Here is a 15,183-nt window from a genome sequence, read left to right on the forward strand (position 1 = left end):
TGTTCGTCCCGGCCATGTCGGTGCGAGCAGCGCCCAACCCTCAACCAACTGCGTCATCCGTGCTGGCGGAAAGGCCATCACTCCATTAACATTCCAACCGGACCCCTCCATGGGGGCGGATCAATGTCACGGTAACCTGAGGAGACCGCGATAAGCCCTGCTTTCGCTAGCCTCAGGCGAGCACGTTTGCCGCGACTATCCATGCCGCCATGGCTTGTAGGCGGTGGAGGTGGGTAGCGAGTGGTCCCCTCCCACGAAGTTGGACCAGTGAACGTGAGAGTTTTCGGTTAGACAAGAATGCACCATCAAACCCTGGGATCAGACACCTAGATGGAAGTGTCGTACTCGGCCATATCGGGCGTCATCGCCTCTATCACGAAATCAATGAAGGCTGCTGGAACATCCAAGAAGAATTCCCTGTCGGACCACTGACCCAGTGTCGCGTCCAGTCCCTTGCTACGTACCCAGGCCGCGAGTCGTTCAAGATCCGCGCGGGGTGTCTTGCTTAGGAACGCCACTTGCGATCCTCGCTTGTCCGCGTCGCGGTGGACGACATTGCTGCGTGAGAATTGCAGATCAATATTTGCCCCAGCCTGTCGCAACCAAATGGACCTTTCGGTGCGGCGAAGTTCAATGAATTCAAGTTGAGTCTTCAGCATTTCCACGACAATGTCGAAATGCGCGTCTTCGACCCGGTTGGAGAAATGATTCAACTTCATGATCTTGACCTCGGCAGGTAGTGAGAATGTTCAAGAGCGCAGTGCAGAAATAGGTCTAGTGCCTGTCGCCTCCTTGCAGACGAGCCAGGATGATGTCGACGCAGCCTTCACCACTGCAGCACTAGCCAGTTTTTGCTTGTCCGGCTGGGTAACGCGGCAGGACATGCCGCGCTACCCAGCCTGCGTCGCGCCTATACAACTGGATTAATATAGCCCAGCTGAATCAACCTCGAATAATTGTCGGTCAGGCCCCATTGTTCGACCAGCCTGTTATCGACGACACGGCAGATCATCATGTCCTTCACCTTGAATGACTTGCCGGTATGCGGCAGCGCCCCGTCACCCAGACTGGTTCCAGTGAGATTCATCCGCACCGTGACAAGCTCGCCCGCACTGAAGATGAGTTCGATCTCCTCGTGATAATCAGGCCACATCTTCCTGATCTCCGATACGTGCTTGTGCAGTCCGTCCCACCCGGGCTCCCACAACATTATCCCGTAGCCGCCGCCCTGATGCGACCGGAACTCCGGCGAATAAAACTCGGGGATTCTATCCAATTGTCCCTTGTTGAAGATCACATCTATCGAATTGAGTACGGTCTGAATGTTATTATCAGCATTCATGATACTCTATTTACCTTTCTGTTGGTTATATTGTGTAGTGAAGAGTGTCCGTTCTTGTTGCAGGCAGAATCCTGACAAGCGGTTCTTTGCGGAACTTTTTCCGGTGTTCGTTCCGTTCAGGAACGGCAAGGTCTTCAGTCTTGAAGTTGCATCGCTGGCTAACCCCGCTTGCCCCGGATTATCCAGATGGTGGTCAGGCGATACAGGACGACGCCTAGCGCCAGGGCGAAGAGAACCAGAACCGCAGCAGCGGCGGCCGTTACGTCGACGCCGTACTGGATTCCGGAGAAGAACCGCAAAGGCAAAGTCTGCGTGCTGGTGTCAGCGACAAAATACGTGATGATGAATTCATCCCACGAGATGATGAAAGCAAATACACCGCCCGCAATGATCGCCGGAGCGATGATGGGCGCGGTAATGCGCAGGAAACACTGCACCTGCGAGGCGCCGAGACTTTGGGCGGCTCGCTCCAGCGATGCATCGAAAGTCGAAAGACGCGAGGCAACATTGATATAGACGAATGGAACGGCCATCGCGCTATGCGCCAGAGCAAGGCCGGCGGTCGTTCCCGTAAGGTTCAGGCGCGAGAATATGCCGAATATGCCGATCGCAAAGGTGATGTGCGGCCCGATCATCGGAAACAGCAGGAAAATCGAAATCGTGTTGCCGTACCGCATCTTCTTTCGCACCACTGCGAAGGCAGCCAACGTTCCACATATCACCGACACGATTGTCGTCGCCACGGCGATTTCAAAGCTCTTGATGGCGGCGTTGAGCCACGTCGGCTCGCGAAAGAACGCCGCAAACCACTGCAGGGAAAAACCTTGCGGTGGGAATGCAAGATATGGCGCGGAATTGAATGCGAAGGGGAATATCATCAGCACTGGCAGCAGCGTGAAGATGACGGCGATGCCTGCATAGGAATATAGCAGGATCCACGAGACGTTCAGCGATTTTCTGTTCATCTTGCGCTGCTCCCGAACAGGGTGTTGAGACTGAAGAACCGCCCATAAACCAGCAGAAGGAGAATGGTGACGACCATGAGAAGCCAGCCCATCGCGGCGGCAGTGTTGAACTCCCCAAGATTCATCACCTGCACTTGGATAATCTGGGCGATCATCGAGTCCTTTCGCCCGCCCAGAAGCGCCGGGGTGATGTAGAAGCCCAGAGATAGGAGGAAAGTCAGCAGCGCGCCCGCGCTGACCCCCTGCATGCTGAGCGGCAGAAAGACGCGCAGGAAGCTGCGCAGCGGCGAAGCGCCGAGGCTCTTTGCGGCGGGAACGAGACGCGGGTCGACGCTTTTCATGCTCGCAATCATCGGCAGGACGCAGAATGGCAGCATGACATTGACCATGCCTATCATCAGCCCGACCCTGTTGTAGACGAGTGGCACCGGCATATCCACGATGCCGGAAGCGATGAAGGTGGAGTTTATAACGCCACGGTTTTCGAGGATCGCAATCCACGCAAAAGACCGGATCAGCGCACCGACCAGCACGGGAGACACGACCGCCGCCGTCATGATGACGCGCAGCTTCGGCGGCGCATGGTGGATGACAAAGGCCAGAGGGTAGCCGAGCAGAACGCACAGGGCCGTCACTTCGAGGGCGATGACGAAAGACCTGTAGACGACGTTGGCGAAAACCGACGTCTCAAAAACCTGCGCATAGTTCTGCAAACCGAAGCCGGATGCCGTCATGAAGCTTTTGGTGAGCAACCACAGCAGCGGGTACACCAGAACCAGCGCATAGAGCACGAAGATCGGCGCCAGCAGTATCCATGGCGATGCGGACGCCCTGCCGAGATACTTCCTGAAATCTGGGTAGCGCCCAATCGGCTTTGAAAGATTTTGAGTTTTCATGTCGGAACCCTTTTCTTCAGCGCCGTTCATGGTCAGCGACCAGACCCGGACTGCCGTCGGGAAGACCCTGCGGCAGGCGGTCCGGGCCCGGCGATGGGGCGTTTGCTACTGGACGATCCAGGCTTGCCAGCGTGAGAACACCGACTTCAGGTTCTTCGACCACCAGTCAGAATCCAGCGTAATGAGGCCCTTCAAATTCTCGGGCGCGGTCGGCATGTGCTTCAGGTGGTCGGGCGAATAGGTTTCATCCGCAGCTGGGTTACTGCCGCCATAGCCCATTACCTTGCCGACAGCTTCCTGCCCCTTCGCCTGCGTGACGAAATTCAGGAACTTCATTGCATTTTCCGGGTTTTTCGCACCCTTCGGGACCACCCAGTAATCAATGAAATTGACGCCGCCATTGAAGGTGTAGCTTATGTTGAGACCATCTGAACTGGCCTTGAAGGCGCGCCCGTTCGGGATGACGCCGATCTGGGCCTGGCCAGAGGCTAGAAGCTGAACCCCTTGCTCATTGGCGGTATAGAAGATGATCTCGTCCTTGATCTCATCGAGCTTGGCGAAGGCACGGTCGAGGTCCAGAGGGTAGAGATCCTCCGCGCTCACGCCGTCGGCCAGCAGGGCGATCTCCAAGATGCCATAGGGGGTGCTTGATCTAATCGCACGCTTGCCCGGATAGTTTTTGAGATCGAACAGCGCCTTCGGTCCTTCGACACCCTTAAACGCTCCGGAATTCCAGGCGACGACGGACGCCGAGTAAAGGGCGGCGAGCCGCTCCGGCTTCGCCGCGCCCTCGCGCAGCCCCTCGGCTTTGACGACGTTATAGTCGATCGGCTGCAGGAGGCCGTCCACCTTGGCGACCTCGCTGTCGATAGGTGCTAGAAAGACGACATCCCATTTGACATTGCCGGCCTCCACCTGCGCCTTGAGCGGCCCGACGGTGCTGTCTTGGCTTGCCATCACGACCTTGAGTCCGGTCGCCTCTTGGAACGGCGTGACATAGGCCTTCTTGAGCGTCTCCTCAAAGGCACCGCCTGTCGCCGCCACAACCAGGTCTTCGGCAGGCGCCGGCGACGCGGCGCTCAGGGCCATAAGGGCGACTGCCCCTCTCAGATAACGTATCATGCTCTGCTCTCCCTTTTTCGAACACGTAAAATGTTGCTGTCCAGCTGCTCAATTTTCCTTTCGAACAGCAATGACGCGGGCAGGGTCCACGCAAACCTCCACCTTCCCGGCCCGCAATGCTTCCGCCCCCGGAACACGCGCAATCAGATGCGTGTCTCCCAGCTCCAGAATTCCTCTTGTGGTTGCCCCACTATAGACCCACTCCAGTACATTGGCCTGGAACCGGTTTTCCGAGCCGGGTGCCGACTGATTATTGCAAACGCTGATATGTTCAGGGCGGATCGACAAAGTGGCCCTGCTGTCGATCGTAAGTCTGGCCGCGGTCGTCAATATGATGCCGTCATTGGTCCTGACCACCGAGCCGTCATTCCGCTGCTCGACCACCACGCCCGACAGGAGATTGGTTTCGCCGACGAAGTTCGCGACGAAATCGGTCTCTGGCCTCTCGTAGATCTCGTTCGCTGTTCCTGTCTGAACGATCTTGCCATCGTTCATGACGACGACGAGATCGGACATCGTCAATGCTTCTTCCTGGTCGTGCGTCACCGCGACGACGGTGATGCCGAGCGAGCGCTGAATTCGCTTGATCTCGATCTGCATAGCCTGCCGCAACTGTCGGTCCAGCGCGCTCAAGGGCTCGTCCATCAACAGCAGCTTCGGCGTAAAGACCGTCGCCCTCGCTAGCGCCACACGCTGCTGCTGGCCACCGCTGAGTTGTGAGGGAAACCGGTCGCCATATTCTTCAAGCCGGACCAGCTTCAGCGACGCCGCCACGGCACGGGCGATATCGCCGGCATTCCAGCGCCGCATTTTCAATGGGAACTCGATATTCTGCCGCACCGTCATATGCGGGAACAGGGCATAGCTCTGAAATACGACGCCGATGTCGCGCTTGTGGGCCGCCAGATCGGTTATCGGCTTGCCGTCAACCACGATTTCGCCAGACGTCACGGTTTCAAACCCGGCGATCATCATCAGGGTCGTGGTCTTGCCAGAACCGCTCGGCCCCAGAAGCGTAACGAACTCACCCGACTTGATTTCCAGGCTGACGTTCTGGACCGCCGGCGTCGGAGATTTCCCGTACCGTTTGACAAGGGAGCTTAGAGAGACATTGGCTCCCTGCGGGATTCGGGCGGACTCGGAATTGGCGGATTTGAGTCTGCTATTGATCACTCTGCATGCCCTCCCGACCGGAACCTTCACGCCCGGCTTTAGTTTTCGCTCTCCGCCCACTACTAGAGCCCTTTAGCCGGGCGGGCCGCGCTTGCCTTGCCCGCGGCGGTGGTCTCTGGTCAGCAAACGGAACAAATGCATTCATATTTCGATGTTAATAGGCGAGTACGAGTAAAAAAAAACGTGTTTTCTGAATGAAAGCATGTAGAAAATGAATGATGATGCGACAGCGACGGTTTCTTCCCTCGACAAGCTTGCTCCTCGCCCTGGACGCGGTTGTCAGGCATGGCTCAGTCACGGCGGCTGCATCGGAACTCAACCTGACGCAAAGTACGGTCAGCAGGTTGATCCTGACGCTTGAAGAGCAACTGGATCGAAAACTGTTCGCACGCGACCGCCGGCGCCTGATCCCGACCGCCACCGCACTCACTTATCAGCGCGAAGTTGCCCGTGCTCTTGATATCATTCACCGGGCCAGCATGTCGCTGGTGGCCAATCCTGACGGCGGAACGCTGACGCTTGCGGTTCCCCCGACCTTCGCATCGCGCTGGCTCGGTCCTCGCTTAGGACGCTTTATGGGCGAGAACCCTGGAATCCTGGTGAACATGGCGACGCGGATAGGCAGACTGGACTTTGATGGAGAAGTCTTCGACGCCGCCATCTATTGTGGCCTGGACGACTGGGAGGGGGTTAACTACCTCAAGCTTTTCGAAGAGAAAGTAACGGCCTGCGCCTCGCCCGCGTTTGTGGAAACGCATCGCCTGGAACGTCTGGAGGATCTGGAGGGGGTTCCGATGCTGCAGCTCGATTCGCTTCCCAATGCCTGGGCCGACTGGTTTCGTGGCCAAGGCGCAAAGCCGGTGGCAACCACCGGAATGCTGATGGATCAGTTTTCCATCATGATACAGGCGGCGATCGCAGGCCTTGGCATCGCGTTGTTACCTGACTATCTCGCCCAAAACGAAATATCTGAGGGGCGCCTTGTGCCGGTCTTCGAGCAGGCGGTGCCGTTGCGCGAGGCGTATTGGCTGGTTTGGCCCAAGCGCAAGGAGGGCGACGTGCCCTTGCGTGTGTTCCGGTCGTGGCTTGAACGTTGCTGCCGGGCAGATCCCGACCCTGAGTCGCAGGAGCAGGCCCGCCCACCGAGTTGCTAGGCATCAAAATGTAATTGCGACCTTGTCGTGCGGTTCTGGCGCAATCTTGGGCAATGGATAAAGAGATGCTAGAGTGATCTATGAAGCGCTCATGCGACGAGCCGCTCGAACTGCTCTGCGAGCGACGGCTGCCGATTGCAAGCGTACTTCGCCTGTTGTTTGCGCATCATGTGAACCATCTCGATGCCGCCCAAGATCACCCGAGCGGATGCCATCGACTTGAATCCGAGCATCGGCCGCACCCGCCTCTTGATGGCGCGGTGATCCTGTTCGATGCGATTGTTCAAGTAGGCACTTTGCCGGATGCGGATCGGTTTCAGCTTGCGCCTCGACCGATCCTGAAGCCGATCGGCGGTGTCACACAACAGGATCGCTTCGCGGTTGGTCTGGCTGCCGTCGATGGCAATCCGCTCAGGCCGACCATGCCGCTTCATAGCCTTGTGCAGGAAGCGCTTGGCGGCCGTGAGGTTTCGGCGCTCGCTGAACCAGAATTCAACCGTGTTGCCGCTACTGCCGATCGCACGGTACAAGTACATCCACCGCCCACGAACCTTGATGTAGGTCTCGTCCACATGCCATTTGCCGCTGACAGTTCGCTTTTGCCGATTGAACTGCTCCAGCAGCAGTGGAGCATAGTGGACGGTCCAGCGATGAATGGTCGTGTGGTCAACGGAGACGCCGCGTTCCGCCATCATCTCCTCAAAGTCCCGCAGGCTCAGGCTGTAAGCCAGATACCACCGGACGCACAACAGGATCACCGAGCGGTCGAAATGGCGGCCTTTGAACATATGTACCTCCGGAACGTGCCGGAGGCGTAGACCGAACTGAGTTACTGAAGGGTTTGCAACGGATCCTTATAAGAGAGGGGGCTGGCAGCTTTCCTGATGGCTGCCGCCCCCATTCTCGCTCAGAAGCCTTAGTTCTCCAAGGCAAGCCCTGTCCACAGGCCCTCACCGATTGTTTTCAAACGATCAGTTTAAGGTGTCCCGATTGATGTACAAGGTGTTGCAGCAACTTCGGTGTCAGAACCTCATGCTAGGGTGACCATCCCCCAAATCGCAGGATTGTCCATCAGGGTTGGACTGAACCATGTCCAACCGCATCTGAGCGACGGCGCACTCGAGGGCATCCCAGTTCATCCTCGCGAGTGCAGGATTGCTCTCGAGAGCCTGCTCGGCGTCCCGCAGCCACACCAGCGCCGCCTTCGCGGCCTCGACAGCGGCCTCCCGTTCGCGATGATGCGGAGCATTATCGCGCTCGACAGCTTGCTTCAGCTTCTTCACCCTTTGGCTCCTGTCATGCAACCTCTGCTCTGCCTCAGCATGGTTTCTCTGAGCTTCGGCCAGCGCCGATTCAGCCTCTTCAATCGCCACCAGATGCTGCCGGCCAGCGCCTCTGAACCGGGCCCAGAAGACAACCGGCTTCCCGTCTCGGAGCAGCCCAAGCTCTTCTTCAAGTTGGGTCACAGTCCGGTTGGCTCGATCGCGAGCCTTGCGGGCAGTCTCTAATTCGGCCTGCGCCATAAAGAGTGCCGCCGGAACAGGGTGCGGCTCCTGAGCCCTCCGGAGAACTTCCTGCATGCCCCTCACTCGCTCGCGGACTTGGCGACGAAGGTCACCAATTGCCACGGCATGCTGATCGCTCGTTTCCGGCAAGTCGGACGGTATCATAGTCATGGGGGAGCCGCTTTCGACAGCCTCACGTTCCGCCCCTGCGTGAAAGCCAGCCTCTTGGATTTCCTCGGCACTCGCCTGGATGGGAGATAAGCAGGTCGTCGGAGCCTCGGCATCTGCGGGATGCCTCTTACCTGAAGGACCGGACCTCACCGGATCACCGGCGGAAGGGTCAATCAGCTGGCTATGACGCGCTTCGACGTCATGCTGATCAAGATCCGGCCCGGTCTGATCCAAGAGAGCCGGTTCGATCAGAATGGCCGCAGCAGGCGATGAATCCACGTCATCGGCATGCTGAATGCCATCCAGGCGAGCTGCGACTTCTTTCCTTTTTGCGCGGGCAAGCCGGTCGAGCGCACCCAGCGGGATATCATCCTTCATCACCAGCCAGACATCCTCCTTCGCCCCTCTGACAAGGCTGAAGCCGAGAGCCTCGATGGCGGCGCGAGCGGTCCTTTCCGCATTGGCGCTGCTGTACGCCGCGGCGATCCTCACCCGCTCCCGTGGCAGATCAATGCCATTGCGTGCGGCCCTCGCGCGGGTCCGGCTCGACATGGCTGCGCGAGGCAGGTCCTCAGGATGCTTCGGCATCATCGCCTTCACAGCTGCGGCGACGTCCTCCCGACCCAGGCTGCAGGCCGCTGCCGCTACAGCCTTGTGGCGCCGTGTGGGGGTGAGAACTTGCACCCCCCAGTCGAGCTCGAGTGAACGCGCCACGGCCTCCAGTCTGGCGTAGGATCCCCGTGTGTCGAGGGCCTTCAAGTCCGGTCCAACATGGCCCAGCACCAAGTGAAAGTGGTGATCGGCAGCGTCAGCGATCGACCGCTTCTTCCCGTCGTGCTCCAAGAGGACCCACGGATGCTCCTCCGCCCGAAGGGCCTCCAGGATCCGCTGCACCACTTGATCCCGCTGTTCCTCCGCAAGCCGCCGGGACGGGCTGATCGGCATGTGGTGGAAGGCGATCTCGGCCTTCTTCGGTCCATCCCGCATCCGTTCCATGATCCGGAATGCCTCTTGGGCGGTGCTGGCCGCAACGTTCTCCATCGCGACGACGCGGACTGTCTGACCCTCCTCCTTGAAGAGGTGGGCGTACAAATGCTCCGTGTCGCGGCAGGTCCGCCCGTGCGCCACCGTTTCAATGATGAGCTGGGAGGGGGTCAAGCGGCCTCCTCCTCGGTCACGGCATCAAGGACCCAGTTCCGCAGCGCCTCAAACTCGCTCCGCACCGCATCGACGGCCGCCATGTCGGCCTTGCCGTCCTTCGCTTGAAGCGTGAGGACCTTCAGCAGGCCTCCAATCCGGCCCATCTCGCTAAGCAAGAGCGCCAGCGTCCTGTCACCCGGGCCACGCCGCCGGCGCCGGGAGGCGGGCCGCTCGCAAGGTTGCGGCGCGGGCAAAGGTCGACAGGCCCTGGCCGCGCGCCTCAGCCGCTTGACGAGCAATCGCATTCTCCTCCTTGGAGAGGCGGAACGAGGTGATTTTTGACAATTGGATCTTAGGCTTGTTCGTCATGGTGGCTCCGTTCGCAAGGCCTCTTGAGACGGAAGCTCCCTCCTCACCAGCTGCGGGCGTAGCACAGCCCATTCCTGGCTAACGGGATGAGAGCTCCCATAGGCGGAGGATCGGGTGAGAGGAGGCATAAAACAAACGATCACCGCGCATCGATCCGAACTTCCCGCAGCGGAACCTGCGAGCCCGGCCGGAACGCGGCACCATGCGCGAGCCTTTTAAGATCCCAACAAGCGGCAGGAGTGTTGCAAATTTTCACTTGTGGCTTTCCCGGTAGATCACGATGACCTGCCGGTAGGTCATTTTGATCTAGCGTCAGGTCGCCACGAGGTCGCCTGCAGGTCATCACGACCTAGACGGAGACGATTTTGATCTACAGGCGGCGGACTCGGTAGCCGCGGCGTTGCTTGCGGCGGAGCCAGGATTCGAGGGCTTCCGCCGCCCTGTCTTCTGTTTGATGGACTTCGATCCGCTGGCGTCCACGCTGGCCAATTCGGCCCCACTCCCGGACCAAGGTCGGGTCACCGAAGAGCGACGGCTCGATGCGCAAGACGTAAAAGCGTGAAACGTTCTGTGATGTGTCACAGCGCTCCAAGACGAGGACGTTGAGCTTTTCGGACATAGGCCCAAGTGTCGTGATCCGCTGCCTCTAGGTCCAATGAAAGACTGGAATCCTTCACAGGCTGACCGATTCACGATTGTGATGGATCGTACCGTTGCGCCTGCTTCCTGCTCTAAAAGCCGAACCCGACCTCTACCGACTGGAACAGTCCCATAGCCCTGCCCGCCCTCTGGCAAAGGGTATCGATTGCTCGGCAACAACCTCGTTCAGCACGAGTTGAGTTCCTTATGGAGGTCTATAAGCCCCTGAACAAGGGAGAGCCGTTCTACAGATGACTTGCGCGTGTCTCAGCCGCCCTCTCCCGAGTCGCGGCAGGTGCGTCATGCTGATTTCCTCCCATCCGTGGCAGCGACGCGAAGAAGAGCCATGACCATGGGCCCGACGGAGAATTTACCTTCTCGCGCTCGCTCTGTGAGATTTCGCAGGTAGCCCCCAGCGCTCACGATCATCTCGGACCGCTGAAGGATCGCGGCAATCACGATCGCGGCGTCTTCCTCGCCCATGACGACACAAGCGTCCTCCCAAGCTGATGAACTGATCCCCAAGGACCCTCTCACGACACCGGCCGCAGTGATGAGTTCGCGCCAGGTGGAGATCCCCTGCCCTCCCTTCGTGTACATCGCGATATCGGGACAGGCCTGCAACACCAAACTCAGGGAGAAAGCGCGAATGGGAGGCTTCCTGGTTTCAGGGTCTGGCGCCGAAGTTTCTTCCAGCTTCTTCTGGAAGCTCTGTTCAGAATCTAAAAGAGGGTTTGGTTTTGAATTTTGATAGTGACGCTCATAATGAGACTCACTGGCGCTCATATTCTGAGTTTCAAGCTGAGTTTTCAGTGTATTGTCCACATCGGCCCAAAGAGTCCGCAAATCGGCTGCGATCGCTTCCAGAACCGGTGTTTCGGCGTTGCGGGGCGGCGTCTCGTTGACGGCATCAAACCGCACCAGGAGATCGTTCCACGGGCCGGCCAAATCCTCCTCAATCGCGAAGGCAATGGTTTTGCCGATGTCGCGACGAAGCACCCTAATTTCTTCCCGCAAAAGATATCGCGCCTTCCTTTCGGCCCGAGCCGCCTCAGCGAGGCTCTCGAACTCCGCGGCCCGAGCCACGAGTGGTGAGAGGTCGAAGCCAAAAGCCTGCTCGATCGAGCCCCCCTCCCCTTTCCGGGCGTACCTCTTCCCATTGGGGCTATCGCGCCGGATCACCATGCCGGCCTGAACGAGAGCCGCCAGGTGGCGCCGCAGGGTCGCCGGCGACATGCCGTTGGCCCGGAACGTCAGGGCCTTGTTGGACGGGAACACGATCAGGTCGGATCCGAGATGCCGAGAGCGGCCTTGGCCTCCCGAAGGTTGTCGAAGACCTTCCATTTCTCGGCCAGGGCGTCCTTCGGCCCGGCCTCTGAGATCGCTCGCGCAGCGACCATGGCTAGCGACAGGGGCCGCCGGCCGAAGGGGGTTGTCGATTGATGCACTGTCATGGTGTTGACCTTGTTCAGGCCAAGCGTGTCCGTTCTCAAAAGCAGTGGGGCTCTTGAGGCGATAGGCAAAGCTCAGCTGTCCGGAGAAATTGGCGTTTCCCCGTTGACACCGGATTCGCTGTATGGGACTTTGAAGTTGTTCGGGTCTTCTAAGTCCCACTGATTTCCACGGCCTCCGAAGTTGGCGCTTCGGGGGCCGTTGCTTTTCCTACGTCGTCACGCCGTGGCGCTTCTCCTCTGTTGCGATCTCATCTGGTCTGACCCACTGGCGCTGTCTCGAGGACAGCGCTGGAAGCTCAGACGCATTCTTCGTCAGGGCAAAGCGAGAGCGTCCACCGAAACCGATGTTCATTGACTTCGGAATGTCGGGATGACATAAGGAAGGGGCTGAATCTTTCCTGTTGCCGATCCCTCGGTAGCTCCAAAGGCCCTCGAAGTTTCCAGCTTCGTGGGCCTTTTGCTTTGCCTGGTTTACGTCACCGTGTTTGGCTCCTTCCGAACAAAGGTGGCTTCAAGGGCATGGGCGATGGCGACTTGGCGTGAGGGATAGCGGCCGCTAGCGACAGCCTCGTCAATTGCAGTTCCAACCAGGTGAGAGACCCAGACATTCATTTCGCGGTCCCCCCTTTCCCGACGGGTCTGACGGAGACGTTGGGCTCGCTTGCGACTTGCTGCATCAGCCATTTCGATCGTCCATGATACTCGTAGCGATACGAGTGTTGACCGATTCTGAGGCGGCTGTGGAGTCGCGCGTCAAGAATCCATTCACAATAGACCGATTCAGCAGTGGGAAACTTCTTTAGCCAGAATCATTTAGCTGAAAGGGCCGAATCAATTCGTATGTAAAAGCCCGGTTCCGAGCGATTCCAAGTTACGCACTAGATTCGAAGTCGCGCAGTATTCGTCCTGAAGTTCGATTCGCGTCTCTGTCTTATGATTCGAGAACGGCTGCGTGAATATGGTTAACGATTACGGGCGGAACCCCAAAGCCCAGTGAATATTTGGGTTAGCCTGACAGGAGCTGCGAGTTCCCAGATGTCCGCCATCGCTCATGTCCGGGATCTCTGCCACTTATGAGAGTGGAGCAGCTCAAAGCTGATTTTGTCGTGTTTTACACAATTCGGAAGACCTGGCCGGTGTTGGCATTACGATAGAGATCAACGGTTGTGCCATTCCAGTGATAGTCGAGGTGCTGACCCTGAATGGGGTTCGTGGCGCAGTCCGGGTAAAACAGGCCGGCTCTGTCGCAATTTCTGGCTGCGGACAGAAAGATCCGAGCACGGTTCGTATTCGGTTATGCGGCGAGCAGCTCGAACTGCTCGGCCAAGGATGCCGATCGATTGCAGGCGTACTTCGCCTGTCCTTTGCGCATCATGTGAACCATCTCGATACCGCTCAAGATCACCCGAGCGGATGCTGTTGACTTGAAGCCAAGCATCGGCCGGACCCGCCGCTTGATGGCCCGATGGTCCTGCTCGATGCGATTATTCAGATAGGCACTTTGTCGGATGCCGATCGGCTTCAGTTCGTGCTTTGATCGATCCTGGAGCCGATCTGTCGTATCACAGGACAAGATGGCTTCCCTGTTGGTCTGACTACCATCAATCACGATCCGCTCAGGCCGTCCGTGCCGCTTGAGCGCCTTGCGCAAAAACCGTTTAGCGGCGATCAAATTACGCTTCTCGCTGAACCAGAACTCGATCGTGTTGCTGTCGATGGCACGGTAGAGGTATTTCCATTGACCTCGAACTTTGATGTAAGTCTCGTCCATGTGCCATTTCCGGCTGACGGCTCGCTTGCGCCGATTGAACTGCTCCAGCAACTGCGGTGCGTAATGCACGGTCCAGCGATGGATGGTTGCGTGATCGATGGAGATGCCCCGCTCGGCCATCATCTCTTCCAAGTTCCGGAGGCTGAGGCTGTAAGCCAGATACCAGCGGACGCAGAGCAGGATCACCGAACGATCGAAATGGCGGCCTTTGAACATCATGCACCTCCGGAGCTTGCCGAAGGCGTAGACCGAACTGAGTTACTGAACCGTTTGCGACACTTCCCGCTGTGGTCCGTCAGCTGTTCCCGTGACAGTGCCCTTGATGCCAGAGTGACCCGTTCGACCGGTTTCGTTATGCCCTTTCAAGTTGCTGCAACAGTGCCTTTAAGTGCTTCCTTCCACTCAGTCGAAAAGATTGCACCATCAAACCCCAGGATTAAGCACTTGTTTACAATCAGTTGTCCTAAGCTGCGTTAACGATATTGCGTGGTATACCCTGCTGAAACAGCTCAATATTCTCGATTAACTGATCCACGAGTCCTTGAATCGCCTCACGACTGGCCCAAGCAACATGCGGCGTCAGAATAAAGTTCGGCCGATCGAGAAGGCGCATGAACGGATGGTCGGCGGGCGGCGGCTCGGCGGTCACGACATCAAACCCTGCTCCGGCGATTTGCCCGCCGATCAGCGCCTCAGACAAAGCATTCTCGTCCACGAGGCCTCCGCGCGCCGTGTTGATCAACAGAGGACGCTGCTCCATCAATGCGAATTCCGCAGCGCCGATCATGTTACGTGTTGAGGGCGTCAGAGGCGCATGAAGCGTGATGATGTCGCTTTGTCGAAGCACATCCTCGAACGGGGTGTAGAGAGGCCCCATGCCGGACACGCCCTTGTATGTCGAGAACAGCACGCGCATACCGAAGGCACGGCCGAGATCGGCAACCGCCCGGCCAAGCACGCCGTCGCCGATGATTCCCAATGTGGAACCCGACAAATCGTTGATCGGATAGTCAAAATAGCAGAACTGCCCCGACTTCTGCCAATCACCCGCGGCCACCGAGCGATGGTATGCGGTAATGCTGCGGCGCAGGGCGAGAATGAGCGCAAAGGTATGTTCCGGAACGGTGTTGATGGCGTAGTTCCGGATATTGGACACCGTCACGTCGAAGTCCTTGCAGGCGTCTAGATCGACAACGTCGTAACCAGTGGCAGCAACAGCGATGAACTTCAGTCTTGGCGCCTGGCTCAAGGCCTCGCGCCGCAAAGGCACCTTGTTCGTGACGACTATGTCGGCTTCTGCAATCCGGCAGGCCACTTCATAAGCCGATGTTCTTTCGTGAAAGACGAACTCATGCGGAAAACTGAGATCGCGAATAGTGATGCCGCTGGGAAAGGTTCCCGTGTCAAGAAAGACAACCCGGGAGTGATGATGGGGCATGCTCATGCCGACCTCTCTTGAATGATGTTCTCTGTGTGGAGGTG

Annotated in this window: 16 protein-coding genes; 1 reads left to right on the forward strand and 15 read right to left on the reverse strand. The window is 58.2% G+C overall.

The window, feature by feature from the left end:
• Nucleotides 1-326 precede the first annotated feature (326 nt).
• From ACS5Q0_RS22745 to ACS5Q0_RS22770, 6 genes are all read right to left on the reverse strand, one after another.
• Complete coding sequence (locus ACS5Q0_RS22745; RefSeq protein WP_473128936.1) at nucleotides 327-719, reverse strand: hypothetical protein; 393 nt, start codon at nucleotides 717-719, stop codon at nucleotides 327-329.
• 191 nt (nucleotides 720-910) lie between these two features.
• Nucleotides 911-1,342 (reverse strand): ester cyclase, encoded by a 432-nt coding sequence (locus ACS5Q0_RS22750; RefSeq protein ID WP_473128937.1) that lies wholly within the window; start codon nucleotides 1,340-1,342, stop codon nucleotides 911-913.
• 158 nt (nucleotides 1,343-1,500) lie between these two features.
• Nucleotides 1,501-2,307, reverse strand: coding sequence for an ABC transporter permease (locus tag ACS5Q0_RS22755; RefSeq protein WP_473128938.1), 807 nt, complete (start codon nucleotides 2,305-2,307; stop codon nucleotides 1,501-1,503).
• Complete coding sequence (locus tag ACS5Q0_RS22760) at nucleotides 2,304-3,233, reverse strand: ABC transporter permease (RefSeq protein ID WP_473128939.1); 930 nt, start codon at nucleotides 3,231-3,233, stop codon at nucleotides 2,304-2,306. Before ACS5Q0_RS22760 ends, ACS5Q0_RS22755 begins: the two co-directional genes overlap by 4 nt.
• A gap of 75 nt (nucleotides 3,234-3,308) precedes the next feature.
• Nucleotides 3,309-4,292: an ABC transporter substrate-binding protein gene (locus ACS5Q0_RS22765; protein ID WP_473128940.1), complete on the reverse strand. Its 984-nt coding sequence runs from the start codon at nucleotides 4,290-4,292 to the stop codon at nucleotides 3,309-3,311.
• Nucleotides 4,293-4,373: 81 nt separating this feature from the next.
• On the reverse strand, nucleotides 4,374-5,498 hold the full coding sequence (locus ACS5Q0_RS22770) for an ABC transporter ATP-binding protein (RefSeq protein WP_473128941.1): 1,125 nt from the start codon (nucleotides 5,496-5,498) through the stop codon (nucleotides 4,374-4,376).
• Nucleotides 5,499-5,713: 215 nt separating this feature from the next.
• Between ACS5Q0_RS22770 and ACS5Q0_RS22775 the strand changes: the two genes are divergently transcribed.
• Entirely contained in the window at nucleotides 5,714-6,652 is a 939-nt protein-coding gene (locus ACS5Q0_RS22775; protein WP_473128942.1) for a LysR family transcriptional regulator, read from the forward strand.
• Nucleotides 6,653-6,741: 89 nt separating this feature from the next.
• Here the strand turns inward: ACS5Q0_RS22775 and ACS5Q0_RS22780 are convergent, their stop codons facing one another.
• From ACS5Q0_RS22780 to ACS5Q0_RS22820, 9 genes are all read right to left on the reverse strand, one after another.
• Nucleotides 6,742-7,440, reverse strand: coding sequence for an IS6 family transposase (locus ACS5Q0_RS22780; protein WP_473128943.1), 699 nt, complete (start codon nucleotides 7,438-7,440; stop codon nucleotides 6,742-6,744).
• Between the two features lie 234 nt (nucleotides 7,441-7,674).
• The gene (locus tag ACS5Q0_RS22785) at nucleotides 7,675-9,456 is read right to left on the reverse strand and encodes a relaxase/mobilization nuclease domain-containing protein (RefSeq protein WP_473128969.1); all 1,782 of its coding nucleotides are present in this window, start codon (nucleotides 9,454-9,456) and stop codon (nucleotides 7,675-7,677) included.
• A 26-nt stretch (nucleotides 9,457-9,482) separates the two neighbouring features.
• Nucleotides 9,483-9,644, reverse strand: coding sequence for a hypothetical protein (locus tag ACS5Q0_RS22790; protein WP_473128944.1), 162 nt, complete (start codon nucleotides 9,642-9,644; stop codon nucleotides 9,483-9,485).
• A gap of 16 nt (nucleotides 9,645-9,660) precedes the next feature.
• Nucleotides 9,661-9,837: a hypothetical protein gene (locus ACS5Q0_RS22795; protein WP_473128945.1), complete on the reverse strand. Its 177-nt coding sequence runs from the start codon at nucleotides 9,835-9,837 to the stop codon at nucleotides 9,661-9,663.
• 370 nt (nucleotides 9,838-10,207) lie between these two features.
• Nucleotides 10,208-10,456, reverse strand: coding sequence for a WGR domain-containing protein (locus tag ACS5Q0_RS22800; RefSeq protein ID WP_473128946.1), 249 nt, complete (start codon nucleotides 10,454-10,456; stop codon nucleotides 10,208-10,210).
• Nucleotides 10,457-10,776: 320 nt separating this feature from the next.
• On the reverse strand, nucleotides 10,777-11,754 hold the full coding sequence (gene repC / locus ACS5Q0_RS22805) for a plasmid replication protein RepC (protein WP_473128947.1): 978 nt from the start codon (nucleotides 11,752-11,754) through the stop codon (nucleotides 10,777-10,779).
• A gap of 2 nt (nucleotides 11,755-11,756) precedes the next feature.
• Nucleotides 11,757-11,930: a hypothetical protein gene (locus ACS5Q0_RS22810; protein ID WP_473128948.1), complete on the reverse strand. Its 174-nt coding sequence runs from the start codon at nucleotides 11,928-11,930 to the stop codon at nucleotides 11,757-11,759.
• Between the two features lie 1,294 nt (nucleotides 11,931-13,224).
• The gene (locus ACS5Q0_RS22815; protein WP_473128970.1) at nucleotides 13,225-13,917 is read right to left on the reverse strand and encodes an IS6 family transposase; all 693 of its coding nucleotides are present in this window, start codon (nucleotides 13,915-13,917) and stop codon (nucleotides 13,225-13,227) included.
• Nucleotides 13,918-14,164: 247 nt separating this feature from the next.
• Nucleotides 14,165-15,139: a D-2-hydroxyacid dehydrogenase gene (locus tag ACS5Q0_RS22820; RefSeq protein ID WP_473128971.1), complete on the reverse strand. Its 975-nt coding sequence runs from the start codon at nucleotides 15,137-15,139 to the stop codon at nucleotides 14,165-14,167.
• Nucleotides 15,140-15,183: the final 44 nt, after the last annotated feature.

This window comes from Microvirga sp. HS2, from assembly GCF_055792805.1.

Excerpts from the sequence above, each read along its gene's own strand:
- ACS5Q0_RS22780 (WP_473128943.1), bottom strand. The coding sequence starts at position 7,440 with ATGTTCAAAGGCCGCCATTTCGACCGCTCGGTGATCCTGTTGTGCGTC.
- ACS5Q0_RS22800 (WP_473128946.1), bottom strand. The coding sequence starts at position 10,456 with ATGTCCGAAAAGCTCAACGTCCTCGTCTTGGAGCGCTGTGACACATCA.
- ACS5Q0_RS22765 (WP_473128940.1), bottom strand. The coding sequence starts at position 4,292 with ATGGCCCTGAGCGCCGCGTCGCCGGCGCCTGCCGAAGACCTGGTTGTG.
- ACS5Q0_RS22810 (WP_473128948.1), bottom strand. The coding sequence starts at position 11,930 with ATGACAGTGCATCAATCGACAACCCCCTTCGGCCGGCGGCCCCTGTCG.
- ACS5Q0_RS22815 (WP_473128970.1), bottom strand. The coding sequence starts at position 13,917 with ATGTTCAAAGGCCGCCATTTCGATCGTTCGGTGATCCTGCTCTGCGTC.
- ACS5Q0_RS22750 (WP_473128937.1), bottom strand. The coding sequence starts at position 1,342 with ATGAATGCTGATAATAACATTCAGACCGTACTCAATTCGATAGATGTG.
- ACS5Q0_RS22755 (WP_473128938.1), bottom strand. The coding sequence starts at position 2,307 with ATGAACAGAAAATCGCTGAACGTCTCGTGGATCCTGCTATATTCCTAT.
- ACS5Q0_RS22775 (WP_473128942.1), top strand. The coding sequence starts at position 5,714 with ATGATGATGCGACAGCGACGGTTTCTTCCCTCGACAAGCTTGCTCCTC.
- ACS5Q0_RS22820 (WP_473128971.1), bottom strand. The coding sequence starts at position 15,139 with ATGCCCCATCATCACTCCCGGGTTGTCTTTCTTGACACGGGAACCTTT.
- ACS5Q0_RS22795 (WP_473128945.1), bottom strand. The coding sequence starts at position 9,837 with ATGACGAACAAGCCTAAGATCCAATTGTCAAAAATCACCTCGTTCCGC.
- ACS5Q0_RS22745 (WP_473128936.1), bottom strand. The coding sequence starts at position 719 with ATGAAGTTGAATCATTTCTCCAACCGGGTCGAAGACGCGCATTTCGAC.
- ACS5Q0_RS22760 (WP_473128939.1), bottom strand. The coding sequence starts at position 3,233 with ATGAACGGCGCTGAAGAAAAGGGTTCCGACATGAAAACTCAAAATCTT.